This window comes from Rhizobium sp. BR 362 (genome assembly GCF_036528765.1).
Classification (GTDB): domain Bacteria; phylum Pseudomonadota; class Alphaproteobacteria; order Rhizobiales; family Rhizobiaceae; genus Rhizobium.
Genome location: NZ_JARWGH010000017.1, coordinates 1 through 12,947 on the forward strand (window position 1 = coordinate 1; position 12,947 = coordinate 12,947).

Here is a 12,947-nt window from a genome sequence, read left to right on the forward strand (position 1 = left end):
CAAGGAGGTGGCATGAAAGATGCCGCGCCCGTTGAGAGAACGGATCATTGAGATGCAGGTGATGATCGAGGGACAGTCACACTTCCAGCCTTTCGGCGTACCTTATTGGGGTTCGCAAGATCTCAACAAGGGAGTTGGAAGCATGACTGCCTCTTATGAATACCATATCGGGGTCGACTACCACAAATCCTACAGCCATCTAGTGGTGCAGGATTCGGCTGGCAAGACGCTGCGCTCTGGCCGTGTGAAGAACGATCGTCAGTCGCTGGGTGGCTTTCTGGAGCGCTACCGCGAGAACTCGCATGCGGTTGTCGAGGCGACGCGCAACTGGATGGTGATCTACGACTGGCTCGATGACATTTGTGATGATGTCGTTCTCGCCCATCCGCTGAAGGTGAAGGCGATCGCCGACGCCAAGATCAAGACGGACAAGATCGACGCGACGGTGCTGGCGCATCTGCTTCGAGCCGATCTGGTTCCGGAGGCCTGGGCTCCGAGCGACAAGGCCCGAGAGCTGCGTGTCGCCCTGCGCGAGCGGATGTTTTACGTGCGGCTGCGCACGATGGTGAAGAACCGCATCGTCACGGTGTTCGATCGCTATCCCGAGCAGACGGCGCAGCTGAAGAAGCTCGGCGACCTGTTCGGCAAGGCTGGCCGCGTCCAGCTGGCTCAGGTGAAGGTCTCGGAGATCGACCGCATCCAGATTGACCGTGGCCTCGACTTCATCGGCGACATCGACGTGCGCATCAAGCAGTCGGAAGCAATGATCCGGGCGATGACCAGGGCCAATGGCAATGTGAAGCTGTTGAAGACGATCCCCGGTATCGGCGAGTTCTTCGCTCGGCTGATCGATGCGGAGATCGACGACATTAAGCGGTTCCGCAATCCGAAGAAGCTTGCCGCCTATGCCGGCCTGGTGCCGTCGACCTATTCGAGCGGCGGGAAGACCTTCCACGGCAAGATCATACGGCAAGGCAACAAGTGGCTGCGCTGGGCCTTCGTCGAGGCGGTTACGCCCGCCATTGTCACCGATCCGCAGCTTCGCGCCCAATACGAGCATCTGAAGCTCAGAGGAGTAAACAAGGCGCGCGTCGCGATCGCGCGCAAGCTTTTGACGATCGCCTTCCAGATCCTGCGTGACCAGCGCGCTTACGAGCCGCGTGGCGAAAGCACCACGGAAGGCGCGTCGACGATATCCCGGCTGTCCTGATGGCAAACTAGCGAGCCCGGCAGGACTGGGCTGCGCTCTTCCAGGAGAATGGGAAACCGGGAGCCGAACGCCACTCTGTGACCGAAGCCGCGAAGGCATCAGGGTCACGCATTGGAGATTGGTTCGAGAACCGAAGGACACCTTTGTCCTGCGGAGGAGAAGTTTTAGCCGATCGGCGAAGTTGCCGGTCAAAGAACAACCGAACCCAAGGAAAGCACGCAAACGCTGGTGTTTTAACCCTTGTGTTCTTTCATTGGAGACAGATAATGAAGCTTGCAATCGCAGGAGACAGCGCGGGCGAAGGCCTCGCAAAAATTCTCGCCGAGCACCTCAAGGACCGCTATGACGTGCAAGAAGTGTCGCGCACCGACGCCGGTCCCGACGCGTTCTACGCAAATCTTGCCGATCGCGTCGCCTCGGGTGTCATAGATGGCACTTACGACAAGGCGATCCTCGTCTGCGGCACCGGCATCGGCGTCAGCATCTCCGCCAATAAAGTACCCGGCATTCGCGCGGCCTTGACGCACGACACCTATTCGGCAGAACGTGCAGCGCTTTCGAACAATGCGCAGATCATCACGATGGGCTCGCGCGTGATCGGGTCGGAACTTGCCAAAGCCATCGCCGACACCTTCCTCGCGCATACATTCGATGTAGAGGGTCGCTCGGCCGGAAACGTCAAGGCAATCAACGAAGTCGACGCGAAATATAACGCGCGTTGATCTGGACTGTGCCTGCATTGCCGTGTGTCGCGACATTTAGATCGACACGCGGCGATGATACCGCAGCAAGCCGAGAGAATCTAACCACGTCACAACGCCAACTTGTTGCTGGGGATGACAACGGCAGGCTCCTCGGCTATAAGGTCCCTGCGACTCATGAGGGAGATCAATTAGATGAGACATTTCGGCACCAATCAGCGCTGAACAGCGATGCCGAATGCGGACTGCTGTTCAGTCCATCCTTGTCTAACAATTTGATCTCTCGTGCCCTTGGAGGGCATTCATGTTTCGTCGCTTCTTTTCCTATTATGCGCGCTACAAGACGCTGTTTTTTCTGGATTTCGGCTGCGCAGTCGTCGCCGGCCTTCTCGAACTCGGCTTTCCGCTGGCAGTCAAGCTCTTTGTCGATGAACTGCTGCCGAGCCGCGACTGGGGTCTGATCGCTGCGACTGCTGCGCTACTGCTGATTGTCTATGCGCTGAACACCGGCCTGATGGCCGTGGTCAACTACTGGGGCCATGCGCTCGGCATCTCGATCGAATCCGACATGCGCCGCCAGGCCTTCGACCATATCCAGAAGCTCTCGTTCCGTTATTTCGACAATAACAGGACTGGACATCTGATCACCCACGTCACCAAGGACCTCGAAGAGGTGGGCGAAATCGCCCATCATGGACCCGAGGACGTCTTCATCGCCATCATGACCTTCATCGGCGCCTTCCTGCTGATGTTTTCAGTGCATTGGAAGCTGGCGCTTTTGACGACGATCATCGTGCCCTTCATGACGTGGCTGGTCAGCCGTTACGGTGCCAAGATGACATTGAACTGGCGCAGCCTGTTCACCAAGGTGGGCGACTTCAACATTCGCGTGCAGGAGAGCGTCGGCGGCATCCGCGTCGTCAAGGCCTTTGCCAATGAGGATTACGAAAGCCGGCTCTTTGCCCGCAATAACGAGGACTACAAGGCCACCAAGCTCAACGCCTATGCCTATATGACGGCGAGCATCGCGCTCAGCTATTTCAGCACGCGCCTCGTGCAGCTCGTGGTCATGGTGGCAGGAACCTGGTTCGTGGTTTCCGGCGAACTGACCTATGGTGGTTTCGTCAGCTTCCTGCTGCTGATCAACGTCTTCTTCCACCCCATCGACAAGATCACGTCGGTGCTCGAAATGTATCCGAAGGGCATTGCCGGCTTCAAACGCTTCCTGTCTCTGATCGATACGCAGCCGGACCTCGCCGACCGGCCGAACGCGCTTGCGGTCGATCATCTCAGGGGCGATATCGTCTATAAGGACGTGAGCTTCGGCTATTCGGATCAGGGTGCGATCTTCGATGGCCTGAACCTGACAATATCGGCCGGGGAAACGGTTGCCTTCGTCGGCGCTTCCGGAACGGGCAAGACGACGATCTGCTCGCTGCTGCCGCGCTTCTATGATGTGACGGGCGGCAGCATCACCATCGATGGCATCGACATCCGCGACATGACGCAGGCCTCCCTGCGCAGCCAGATCGGCATCGTGCAGCAGGACGTGTTCCTGTTCGGATCGACCATTCGTGAGAACATCGCCTACGGAAAGCTCGGCGCGACCGATCAGGACATCATGGAGGCGCTGCGCCGCGCATCGCTCGACGAGTTCGTCCGCTCCCTGCCCGACGGACTTGACACGCCGACCGGCGAACGCGGCGTGAAACTGTCGGGCGGGCAGAAGCAGCGTCTTGCCATCGCGCGCATCTTCCTCAAGAATCCGCCGATTCTGATCCTCGACGAGGCAACGTCTGCGCTCGACACGGCAACCGAGTATGCCATCCAGCAGGCGCTGGCGGACCTCTCGAAGGGGCGCACGACACTTGTGGTGGCGCATCGGCTGACGACGATCCGCAATGCCGATCGCATCATTGTCATGGGACCGAACGGAATCGTCGAACAGGGATCGCATACTGAATTGCTGGCCCGCGGCGATGGCTACGCCAGGCTTCACAGCGCCCAGTTCGACACGCTCCCATGATGCGGCTAGGCATTGTAACCATCGAGCCCGGGAGAACGTCATCCCGGGCCTGTCCTTCTTCCGACGGACCTTGCCGAGTTCTCGGCGAAGGCAGCTAAATACGCGTATGGACGGGTTCCGAAGCGAGCCTGTCTCGCTTACCATCAAGACGGCCGGCCCCACGTCGAAAGATAAGAGCAATGGATGACCTGTTCCCCGCAACTTCGATGCCCGACCGGGACTGGTGGGCAGCCCTTTGGCCGCGGCCGGCGGAGGTTCTGACTGATCTCGGCATCCAGCCTCACATGACCGTGCTCGACCTGTGTTGTGGTGATGGATATTTTACCGCGCCGCTTGCCCGTCTCGTGGATGGCCGCGTCTATGCCCTCGATTTCGATGCGGAAATGATCGAGCAGGCAAAAACCGAGGTCGAGCGCCTCGGCGGGACTGTCCGCCAATGGATCGAGGCCGATGCCCGCAAGATCGCGTCGCTGCTGCCGGGACCGGTCGATTATGTATTGATGGCCAACACATTTCATGGCGTGCCGGACAAGCCTGATCTGGCGCTCGCAGTCCGGCATATCCTGCGGCCCGGAGGCTGGTTCGCTATCGTCAACTGGCACCCGATTCCGAGGGAACAAACGGTCGTGCTGGACCAGCCGCGCGGACCGAGGACGGAGATGCGCATGTCGCCCGACGCCGTACAAAGGATCGTCGAGCCGGCGGGCTTTGGCACCGTCCGTATCCAGGAACTGCCGCCTTATCACTACGGCATCATCCTGGAGCGCGGGTAGCGGCGAACGTCGTCCGCATGGCGCTAATGCTTCATCATCAGGGGAAGCGTGGTATGCGCCAGAAGATGGCGCGTCACACGGCCGAGAAGCAGCTCCAGGAGATATCGTGCTTGAATGAGTCCCAGATCGAATGGCTCACAACGCTGCACGCATTCCGCTCTCATCCGAGATCAGCTTGCAGTCTAATGATGCAGATGCATGCACTGCCCATGATCGGCCAGAACTTCGATCACCCGGCACTGGCCTACACGGCCGTGGCCGCACCCTTCAACCATCATCTCCAGCTCGGCTTTCAATGCCATCAGGCTGCGTATCTTTTGTTCGACTTCGATGAGGCGGGCCTTGGCGATGGCGTCGGCGGAGGCGCAGGATTGATTTGGATCGTCCTGGAGCGCCAGAAGCGTCCTGATTGCATCGACCTCGAAGCCCAATTCCCGGGCGTGGCGAATGAAAGCAAGTCTGTGAAGGTGCGATTGCTGGTAGGAACGCTGATTGCCCTCGCTCCGATCCGGTTCCGCCAAAAGCCCGATGCTTTCGTAGTAGCGGATTGTCGGCACCTTCACGCCGCTTTGCCGCGCCGCTTCGCCGATTGTGATCTTTTTCATGATTTTCCTCTTGCAGCTCTAGCCACTAGAGGATGTAGGAGAGATGCCATGGTATGACAAGGAACGGATCATGGCAGCGACAGAGGAAGCACGATACAGAGTGAGCGGCATGGACTGCGCATCTTGCGCGGCCAAGATCGATACGGCCGTGAGGCGCATGCCGGGCGTAGAGGATGTCTCCGTTTCTGTCACCGCAGGAACGATGACTGTTCGTCACGACGAGACCAGCAATCTCGCCGCGATTGAAAAGAAAGTTGCGGGCCTCGGCTATTCCCTCGCCCCGCTTGCGGGCAAGATCGAGCGCGCTCCCTCCGAACATCGTCATGACCATCATGATCATGATCATGACCATCACGACCATGATCATCATCACCATGGCCATGACCACTCCGCGCATGATCACGCCGATCACGAGGATCACGACCATGCCGCAAGGGAAATCGAAGGACTGCATGGTCACGACCATACGCCCATGGATGGTCCCTGGTGGAAGAGCAAAAAGGGTCGGCTGACCATCCTCTCCGGTGTGGCATTGGTTGCCGCCTATGCCATCGGCCATCTCGTACCCTCGATCGCCTCCTATGCTTTCGTCGTTGCCATGCTAGTCGGTCTCGTGCCGATCGCGCGCCGCGCCCTGATGGCGGCGCTGGCGGGAACGCCCTTCTCCATCGAGATGCTGATGACGATTGCGGCCGTCGGCGCAGTCATCATCAATGCCGGTGAAGAGGCAGCGACAGTGGTGTTCCTTTTCCTCGTCGGTGAACTGCTGGAAGGTGTCGCCGCCGGGAAGGCGCGCGCAAGCATCCAGTCATTAACGACCCTGGTCCCGAAAACAGCCCTGATCGAAAAGAATGGCGAGACCTGCGAAGTTCAGGCCGATAGCCTCAAGGTGGGTGCGGTCATTCTCGTGCGTCCCGGCGACCGCATCGCAGCCGACGGCACGATCATCGAGGGCGATAGCGCCATCGACGAAGCGCCGGTCACCGGCGAAAGCACGCCCGTGCGCAAGGGCGTGGATGCCCAGGTTTTCGCCGGCACCATCAACACGGATGCGTTGCTGCGCGTCAAAGTCACTGCTGCCGCGGCCGACAATACGATTGCCCGTGTGGTGAAGCTGGTCGAGGAGGCGCAGGAATCCAAGGCGCCGACCGAACGCTTCATCGACCGCTTCTCGCGCTATTACACGCCGGGCGTTGTCGCCGTCGCAGCACTGGTCGCGGTGATGCCGCCGCTGGCGACCGGAGCAAGCTGGCTGGAATGGATATATAAGGGCCTCGCCATCCTGCTGATCGGCTGCCCCTGCGCCCTGGTGATCTCGACTCCGGCCGCGATCGCGGCGGCTCTATCGGCGGGTGCTCGCAGCGGTCTGCTGCTGAAAGGCGGCGCTGTTCTTGAGACGATGGGCAAGGTGACGATGGTCGCTTTCGACAAGACCGGCACCCTGACCGAGGGCAAACCCAAGGTGACGGACATTGTTGGCTTCGGCCGCACCGAGGCAGAGGTCCTCTCGCGGGCAGCCGCTCTCGAAAATGGTTCGAGCCATCCGCTGGCGCTCGCAATTCTGGAGCGGGCGAAATCCGATCGGGTTCCGGTTCCGCCTGCCGCCGAAGCGAAGGCTCTGCCCGGCAAGGGCGTCAGCGGCCGTGTCGGCGGCGAGACCATGTCCCTCCTCTCTCCGCAGGCAGCGAGGCAGAGCGAGCCATTGTCGGCCGAACAAAACGCTCGGATCGAAGCGATGAACGACGAAGGCAAAAGCGTCTCCGTTCTCGTGGTCGAAGGCAAGATAGCCGGCCTGATCGCCATGCGTGATGAGCCCCGCACCGACGCGCGGACCGGTATCGAGGCACTGCGGACCGCCGGCGTCGGCTCCGTCATGCTGACCGGTGACAACGCCCGTACCGCCGGCGCAATCGCGAAAGGTGTCGGCATCGAACCTCGCGCGCAGCTTCTGCCGGAAGACAAGCAGCGCATCGTGCGCGACTTGCAGGCGCAAAAGCAGATCGTCGCGAAGGTCGGCGACGGTATCAACGACGCGCCCGCCCTGGCCGCCGCCGACGTCGGCATCGCCATGGGCGGCGGCACCGATGTGGCGCTGGAGACGGCAGACGCCGCCGCTCTCCACGGCCGCGTGACCGACGTCGCCAATATGGTCGTGCTGTCGCGGGCGGCAATGAGCAATATCCACCAGAACATCGGCATGGCGCTCGGCCTTAAGGCGGTGTTCCTGGTGACCACGATTGCGGGCATCACGGGTCTGTGGCCGGCAATCCTGGCCGATACCGGCGCAACCGTGCTCGTCACCGCAAATGCGATGCGACTGTTGAGGTGGAAAGGCGTGTTCGGCGGGCAATCAATAAAGGCGCGCTGATCTGAACTAACGTCAGTTTTAACGCGGCCCGGCGCACCGATTACAGGGAATTTGGTGTGCCGGGCCTTTGCTTTTGTCCGGTTCGACCGTCCCTTCACCCGCTGTCGTTTGTCCGAATTTTTACTCGCCACTCGCAATGAGGGTGAGAGCCGGTCGTGCCATGTGAAAAACACTCCGACATACAAAATGTGGATTGACCTGATGGCAGATGTCAGACCAATTTAGCGTCATGGCGAAGGCAATGCTCACCCCTCTTCCATCGATCGACCGGACGCAGCAAGTTATCGACGCGCTGTCCGATTTCATCGAGTCTTCGAAGCTCCAAGCAGGTGATCGGCTGCCGACCGAGCGCGAATTGATGGTGGCCCTTTCGGTCGGGCGCTCGACGATCCGGGAAGTCGTGACGCATTTTCAAGCCTTGGGCGTCGTGGAAACCCGCAAAGGCAGCGGCACCTATCTGCTGAAACCCGTCTCCAAGGCGACCATCCATATGCCCTTGTCGCTTGATACGGCGCATCTGCGCGACGCACTGCTGCAGACCCTGGAGGTTCGACGCGGCATAGAATGCGAAGCTGGAATGGTCGCCGCCAAGAGACGCACGCGCAAGGATATTGCGATCATCGAGGAAAAGCTCGATGAGATGGAGCGCGTCCATATGGCGAAGGGCACATCCGGCCCGGAGGACCTGGCGTTTCACCTCGCCGTCTACGACGCCACCCACAATCCGCTGTTCAAACAACTCCTCGAACAGATGCGCGGGAGTTTCGAGCGGTTCTGGACCCACCCTTTCGACCGGCAGGATTTTGCGCGCCGGTCCTTCCCGTTTCACCGCACGCTGTTCAACGCGATCGTCGCCCAGGATCCCGAAGCGGCGCGCGCCGAAACATTGAAAATTCTCGACGTCGTCGAGGAAGACATCAAGGAAATGTCCAAATGACTGACGGGCTAGAGCCGTTCGATCTCGCTTCTCTCATCACGGCCCATGACGACGGCAATTACGCCGATGCCGTGGTGCCGCCGATTTTTCAGACATCGCTTTTCACCTTTGCCGACTATGACGACATGATCGCTTCCTATCGCGGCGAGAAGGTGCGGCCGATCTATACGCGCGGCCTCAATCCGACCGTGCGCATGTTCGAGGAAATGCTGGCAAAACTCGAGGGCGGCGAGGATGCGCTCGGCTTCGCAAGCGGCATGGCGGCGATCTCTTCCGCCGTGTTGAGCTTCGTCGAACCTGGCGATCGGATTGTCGCGGTCAAACATGTCTATCCGGATGCCTTCCGGCTCTTCGGCACGATCCTGAAGCGCATGAAGGTCGAGGTGACCTATGTGGATGGCCGCGACGAGGAGGCCATTGCCAAGGCACTTCCCGGAGCGAAGGTCCTCTATCTGGAAAGCCCGACAAGCTGGGTGATGGAAGCCCATGACGTCGGCGCGCTCGCCGCACTTGCCAAAAAGCACGGTGCCGTTTCCATGATCGACAACAGTTGGGCCAGTCCCTATTTTCAGCGGCCGCTGACGCTCGGAGTCGATCTCGTCATCCACTCCGCCTCCAAATATCTCGGCGGTCACAGCGATGTCGTTGCGGGCGTGGTTGCCGGCTCGAAGGCGATGATTGCGCGCGTGAAGGCCGAGGCATATCCTTATCTTGGCGGCAAGCTTTCGCCTTTCGACGCCTGGCTTCTGATCCGTGGCCTTCGCACTCTGCCGATCCGCATGAGAGCGCATGAGGCCGCCGCAATGACGATCGCCAAGCGGCTGCAGGAGCTGGATGTCGTCGAGCAGGTCTGCCATCCGGGCCTTGCCAACCGCTTGCCCGCCGGGCTCAACGGCACCTCGGGCCTGTTTTCATTCATCTTCCGCGAAGGCGTCGATATCCGCGGCTTCGCCGATCACCTCAAGCTCTTCAAACTGGGTGTGAGCTGGGGTGGGCACGAAAGCCTGATCGTACCGGGCGAGGTCGTGCTTCAGCAGAAGGCACAGCCGAATTCCGCGCATACCTTTGGTATCAACCCGCGGTCCGTACGGCTCCATGTCGGTCTCGAAGGAACCGAGGCGCTGTGGAGAGACATAGAGGAAGCGATCGCCGCCGCCTCATAAGATCATCAACCTGAGAGAAACACCGAAAAGGGGGAACTGAACATGAAAACACTGATCACGGCAGCACTTTTCGCCACGATGATGGCGGGCACGGCGTTCGCCGATACCACCCTGAAGCTCGTCGAAGTCATTACCAGCCCCGAACGCACCGAGACGCTGAAGTCGATCGTCGGCAAGTTTGAGGCCGCAAATCCCGGCACCAAGGTCGATATCATCTCCCTGCCCTGGAACGAAGCCTTCCAGAAATTCGCGACGATGGTCTCGGCAGGTGACACGCCCGACGTAATGGAAATGCCGGATAGCTGGCTCTCGCTCTATGGCAATAACGGCATGCTCGAAAGCCTGGAGCCTTATCTCGCGAAGTGGGAGCATACGAGTGAATTGACGCCGCGTGCTCTTCAACTCGGCCGCGATGTTAAAAACACCGCCTATATGCTGCCCTACGGCTTTTATCTGCGCGCCATGTTCTACAACAAGAAGATCCTGAAGGATGCCGGCATCGCCGAACCGCCGAAGACGATGGACGATTTCGTCAAGGCATCCGAGGCAATCTCCAAGCTGCCAGGCAAATACGGCTACTGCATGCGCGGCGGTCCCGGCGGCCTGAACGGCTGGATGATCTTCGCGGCCTCCATGGCCGGCGACAACAAGTACTTCAAGGACGACGGCACCTCGACGATGAACAGCCCGGGCTGGGAGAAGGGCATCGAATGGATGGTCGATCTCTACAAGAAGGGCTATGCGCCGAAGGACAGCGTCAACTGGGGCTTCAATGAAGTCGTCGCCGGCTTCTATTCTGGCACTTGCGCTTTCCTCGACCAGGATCCGGATGCCTTGATCGCGATTGCCGAACGCATGAACAAGGACGATTTCGGCGTCGCTCCGTTGCCGAAGGGTCCGGACGGCAAGTCTTTCCCGACGATCGGCTATGCCGGCTGGTCGATGTTCTCGACGAGCCAGAACAAGGACTTGTCCTGGAAGCTGATCGCAACACTTGAAGGCAAGGAAGGCAATCTCGAGTGGAACAAGAAGATCGGCGCCCTGCCGGCCTACACCTCGGCTGAGAAGGATCCCTTCTATGCCGGCGACCAGTTCAAGGGTTGGTTCGAGGAGCTGGCCGACAAGAACACGGTGCCCACCGTCATGCCGACCTATCTCGAAGAATTTGCCTTCTTCAAGGATTCGCTCGCCATCAAGACGTCGCAACAGGCGCTGCTCGGCGATATCTCGGCCAAGGATCTCGCTGATCAATGGGCCGATTATCTGACCAAGGCGCAGCAGAAATTCCTTGCCAAGAAATAAGTTCGTCTCCCGGCGGCGGAGCAATCCGCCGCCGCTTTTGCGCATATGAAACAGACGGCGTCTGAACGCCGCGAACGGGAACATTGGCCGATGACCATGACCGCCGACATAATCGACAGGCGTCACGACCGCAGGCCGTGGCTGAAGCGCCTTGCCGATGCCTCGGAGCCTTATCTCTACAGCGCTCCCGCGCTCATCCTGATTATCGCCGTCATGCTGGTGCCGCTGGTGATCGGCATTTCCTATGCGTTTCGGGATATTCAACTGCTCAATCCGTTTTCCGGCGGCTTCATCGGCCTGGAGCACTTTCGCGACCTCTCCAAAGATACGGCCTTCTACTGGGCACTGAAGAATACCCTTTGGTGGACCGGTGCCTCGGTCGCTTTGCAATTCATCTTCGGACTGATCCTTGCCCTATTGCTGGACAAGCCGTTTTTCGGCAGGGCGATCGTCCAGGCGTTGGTGTTTCTGCCTTGGGCGGTCCCCTCCTTCCTTGCCGGCCTCAACTGGGCATGGCTCTTCAATCCCGTGATCGGGCCTATCCCGCACTGGCTCTTCGCTCTCGGCCTGATGAAGGAGCCTGGCAACATCCTCTCCGATCCTCAATATGCAATGTGGGGGCCGATCGTCGCCAATGCCTGGTGGGGCATCCCCTTCTTTGCCATCACGCTGCTGGCCGCTCTCCAGGCAATCCCGCGCGATCTCTATGAAGCAGCTTCGATCGACGGTGCCGGCTGGTTCCAGCGCTTCCGCTCGATCACCCTTCCGTTCCTCGCTCCGACGATTGCCATCACCGTATTGTTGCGCACGGTCTGGATCTCGAACTTCGCGGATCTGATCGTCGTCATGACGGGCGGGGGGCCTGCCGATCGCACCCAAATCGTCGCAAGCTACATTTTCACCCAGGCATTCAAGCGGCTGGATTTCGGCTATGCATCCGCCATTGCCCTCGTTCTGCTCCTGCTGCTGCTTGCCTATTCCATGCTGATCATCCTGCTGCGGCAGACCCTGCTGAACAAGGATTGAGCCATGAGACGATCCATCATCCCCACCATCGCGCATCGCCTGGCAATCCTTTGCTACGTGGTTTTTGCGCTCTTCCCGCTCTTCTGGCTGCTCAAGGTCTCGGTCACACCGAATGACCTGCTCTACACCGAAGGCGTACGCATGTGGCCATCGCGTACGACATGGGAGCACTATGCTTTCGTGCTGCAACATAGCGATTTTCCGACATTTTTTAAAAACAGCCTGATCGTCTCCGCATCGACGGCGGTCGCGGTAACGGTCTGCGCGTCGCTTTCCGGGTACGCGCTTTCGCGCTTCACCTTCCGCGCCAAATACTGGATCGTGGCTTTGATGCTGCTAACGCAGATGTTTCCGCTGGTCATGCTGGTGGCGCCGATCTTCAAGATTTTAACGCCGCTGCATTTGACGAATAGCCTGACCGGCCTAGTCATCGTCTACACGGCGTTCAACGTGCCCTTTGCCACCTTCCTGATGCAGTCTTTCTTCGACGGCATCCCGAAGGATCTCGAAGAGGCGGCGATGATCGACGGCGCGACGCAGTTCACGGCGTTCCGGCAGATCATCCTGCCGCTGACGCTGCCCGGCATCGCCGCGACGCTAGGTTTCGTCTTCACCGCCGCCTGGAGCGAGCTGCTGTTCGCCCTGATGCTCATCAACGGCAATCAGGCAGCGACCTTCCCAGTCGGGCTGCTCACCTTCGTTTCGAAATTCTCCGTGGATTTCGGGCAGATGATGGCCGCCGGCGTCATGGCGCTCATTCCCGCCGGCCTCTTCTTCCTGCTCATCCAGCGTTATCTCGTGCAGGGTCTGACGGCCGGCGCGGTCAAGGGTTAGTC

11 protein-coding genes are annotated in these 12,947 nt (G+C 59.7%); 10 read left to right on the forward strand and 1 reads right to left on the reverse strand.

All coding sequences use genetic code 11. From position 1 onward, the window contains the following. Positions 1 to 142 precede the first annotated feature (142 nt). From QDY28_RS19635 to QDY28_RS19650, 4 genes are all read left to right on the forward strand, one after another. Positions 143 to 1,210 carry an IS110 family transposase gene (locus QDY28_RS19635; protein WP_331383328.1) on the forward strand — a complete coding sequence of 356 codons (1,068 nt, stop codon included), beginning with the start codon at positions 143 to 145 and terminating at the stop codon, positions 1,208 to 1,210. 266 nt (positions 1,211 to 1,476) lie between these two features. After that, complete coding sequence (gene derI, locus QDY28_RS19640; protein WP_331383329.1) at positions 1,477 to 1,932, forward strand: D-erythrulose-4-phosphate isomerase; 456 nt, start codon at positions 1,477 to 1,479, stop codon at positions 1,930 to 1,932. A 283-nt stretch (positions 1,933 to 2,215) separates the two neighbouring features. Then, positions 2,216 to 3,937 carry an ABC transporter ATP-binding protein gene (locus QDY28_RS19645; RefSeq protein ID WP_331383330.1) on the forward strand — a complete coding sequence of 574 codons (1,722 nt, stop codon included), beginning with the start codon at positions 2,216 to 2,218 and terminating at the stop codon, positions 3,935 to 3,937. Between the two features lie 179 nt (positions 3,938 to 4,116). Continuing rightward, complete coding sequence (locus tag QDY28_RS19650; protein WP_331383331.1) at positions 4,117 to 4,710, forward strand: class I SAM-dependent methyltransferase; 594 nt, start codon at positions 4,117 to 4,119, stop codon at positions 4,708 to 4,710. A 182-nt stretch (positions 4,711 to 4,892) separates the two neighbouring features. Here the strand turns inward: QDY28_RS19650 and QDY28_RS19655 are convergent, their stop codons facing one another. Next, positions 4,893 to 5,315 (reverse strand): MerR family transcriptional regulator, encoded by a 423-nt coding sequence (locus QDY28_RS19655; protein ID WP_331383332.1) that lies wholly within the window; start codon positions 5,313 to 5,315, stop codon positions 4,893 to 4,895. Positions 5,316 to 5,385: 70 nt separating this feature from the next. Here QDY28_RS19655 and QDY28_RS19660 point away from each other — a divergent pair, with 70 nt between their 5' ends. The 6 genes from QDY28_RS19660 (at position 5,386) to QDY28_RS19685 (ending at position 12,945) form a co-directional block, all read left to right on the forward strand. After that, positions 5,386 to 7,683 (forward strand): heavy metal translocating P-type ATPase, encoded by a 2,298-nt coding sequence (locus tag QDY28_RS19660; protein ID WP_331383333.1) that lies wholly within the window; start codon positions 5,386 to 5,388, stop codon positions 7,681 to 7,683. Between the two features lie 241 nt (positions 7,684 to 7,924). Continuing rightward, a complete protein-coding gene (locus QDY28_RS19665; protein WP_331383334.1) occupies positions 7,925 to 8,620 on the forward strand; it encodes a FadR/GntR family transcriptional regulator in 696 nt (231 codons plus the stop codon). After that, positions 8,617 to 9,783 carry a PLP-dependent transferase gene (locus QDY28_RS19670; protein WP_331383335.1) on the forward strand — a complete coding sequence of 389 codons (1,167 nt, stop codon included), beginning with the start codon at positions 8,617 to 8,619 and terminating at the stop codon, positions 9,781 to 9,783. The genes QDY28_RS19665 and QDY28_RS19670 overlap by 4 nt, the downstream gene beginning before the upstream one ends. Positions 9,784 to 9,825: 42 nt before the next feature. Next, complete coding sequence (locus QDY28_RS19675) at positions 9,826 to 11,085, forward strand: ABC transporter substrate-binding protein (protein ID WP_331383336.1); 1,260 nt, start codon at positions 9,826 to 9,828, stop codon at positions 11,083 to 11,085. Positions 11,086 to 11,175: 90 nt separating this feature from the next. Beyond that, positions 11,176 to 12,111: a carbohydrate ABC transporter permease gene (locus QDY28_RS19680; protein ID WP_331383337.1), complete on the forward strand. Its 936-nt coding sequence runs from the start codon at positions 11,176 to 11,178 to the stop codon at positions 12,109 to 12,111. Positions 12,112 to 12,114: 3 nt separating this feature from the next. Beyond that, positions 12,115 to 12,945: a carbohydrate ABC transporter permease gene (locus QDY28_RS19685; protein ID WP_331383338.1), complete on the forward strand. Its 831-nt coding sequence runs from the start codon at positions 12,115 to 12,117 to the stop codon at positions 12,943 to 12,945. Positions 12,946 to 12,947 lie beyond the last annotated feature (2 nt).

Bases quoted from the DNA above. Each gene is read 5' to 3' on its own strand.
- QDY28_RS19635 (WP_331383328.1), top strand. From the start codon at position 143: ATGACTGCCTCTTATGAATACCATATCGGGGTCGACTACCACAAATCC.
- derI (WP_331383329.1), top strand. From the start codon at position 1,477: ATGAAGCTTGCAATCGCAGGAGACAGCGCGGGCGAAGGCCTCGCAAAA.
- QDY28_RS19645 (WP_331383330.1), top strand. From the start codon at position 2,216: ATGTTTCGTCGCTTCTTTTCCTATTATGCGCGCTACAAGACGCTGTTT.
- QDY28_RS19650 (WP_331383331.1), top strand. From the start codon at position 4,117: ATGGATGACCTGTTCCCCGCAACTTCGATGCCCGACCGGGACTGGTGG.
- QDY28_RS19655 (WP_331383332.1), bottom strand. From the start codon at position 5,315: ATGAAAAAGATCACAATCGGCGAAGCGGCGCGGCAAAGCGGCGTGAAG.
- QDY28_RS19660 (WP_331383333.1), top strand. From the start codon at position 5,386: ATGGCAGCGACAGAGGAAGCACGATACAGAGTGAGCGGCATGGACTGC.
- QDY28_RS19665 (WP_331383334.1), top strand. From the start codon at position 7,925: ATGCTCACCCCTCTTCCATCGATCGACCGGACGCAGCAAGTTATCGAC.
- QDY28_RS19670 (WP_331383335.1), top strand. From the start codon at position 8,617: ATGACTGACGGGCTAGAGCCGTTCGATCTCGCTTCTCTCATCACGGCC.
- QDY28_RS19675 (WP_331383336.1), top strand. From the start codon at position 9,826: ATGAAAACACTGATCACGGCAGCACTTTTCGCCACGATGATGGCGGGC.
- QDY28_RS19680 (WP_331383337.1), top strand. From the start codon at position 11,176: ATGACCATGACCGCCGACATAATCGACAGGCGTCACGACCGCAGGCCG.
- QDY28_RS19685 (WP_331383338.1), top strand. From the start codon at position 12,115: ATGAGACGATCCATCATCCCCACCATCGCGCATCGCCTGGCAATCCTT.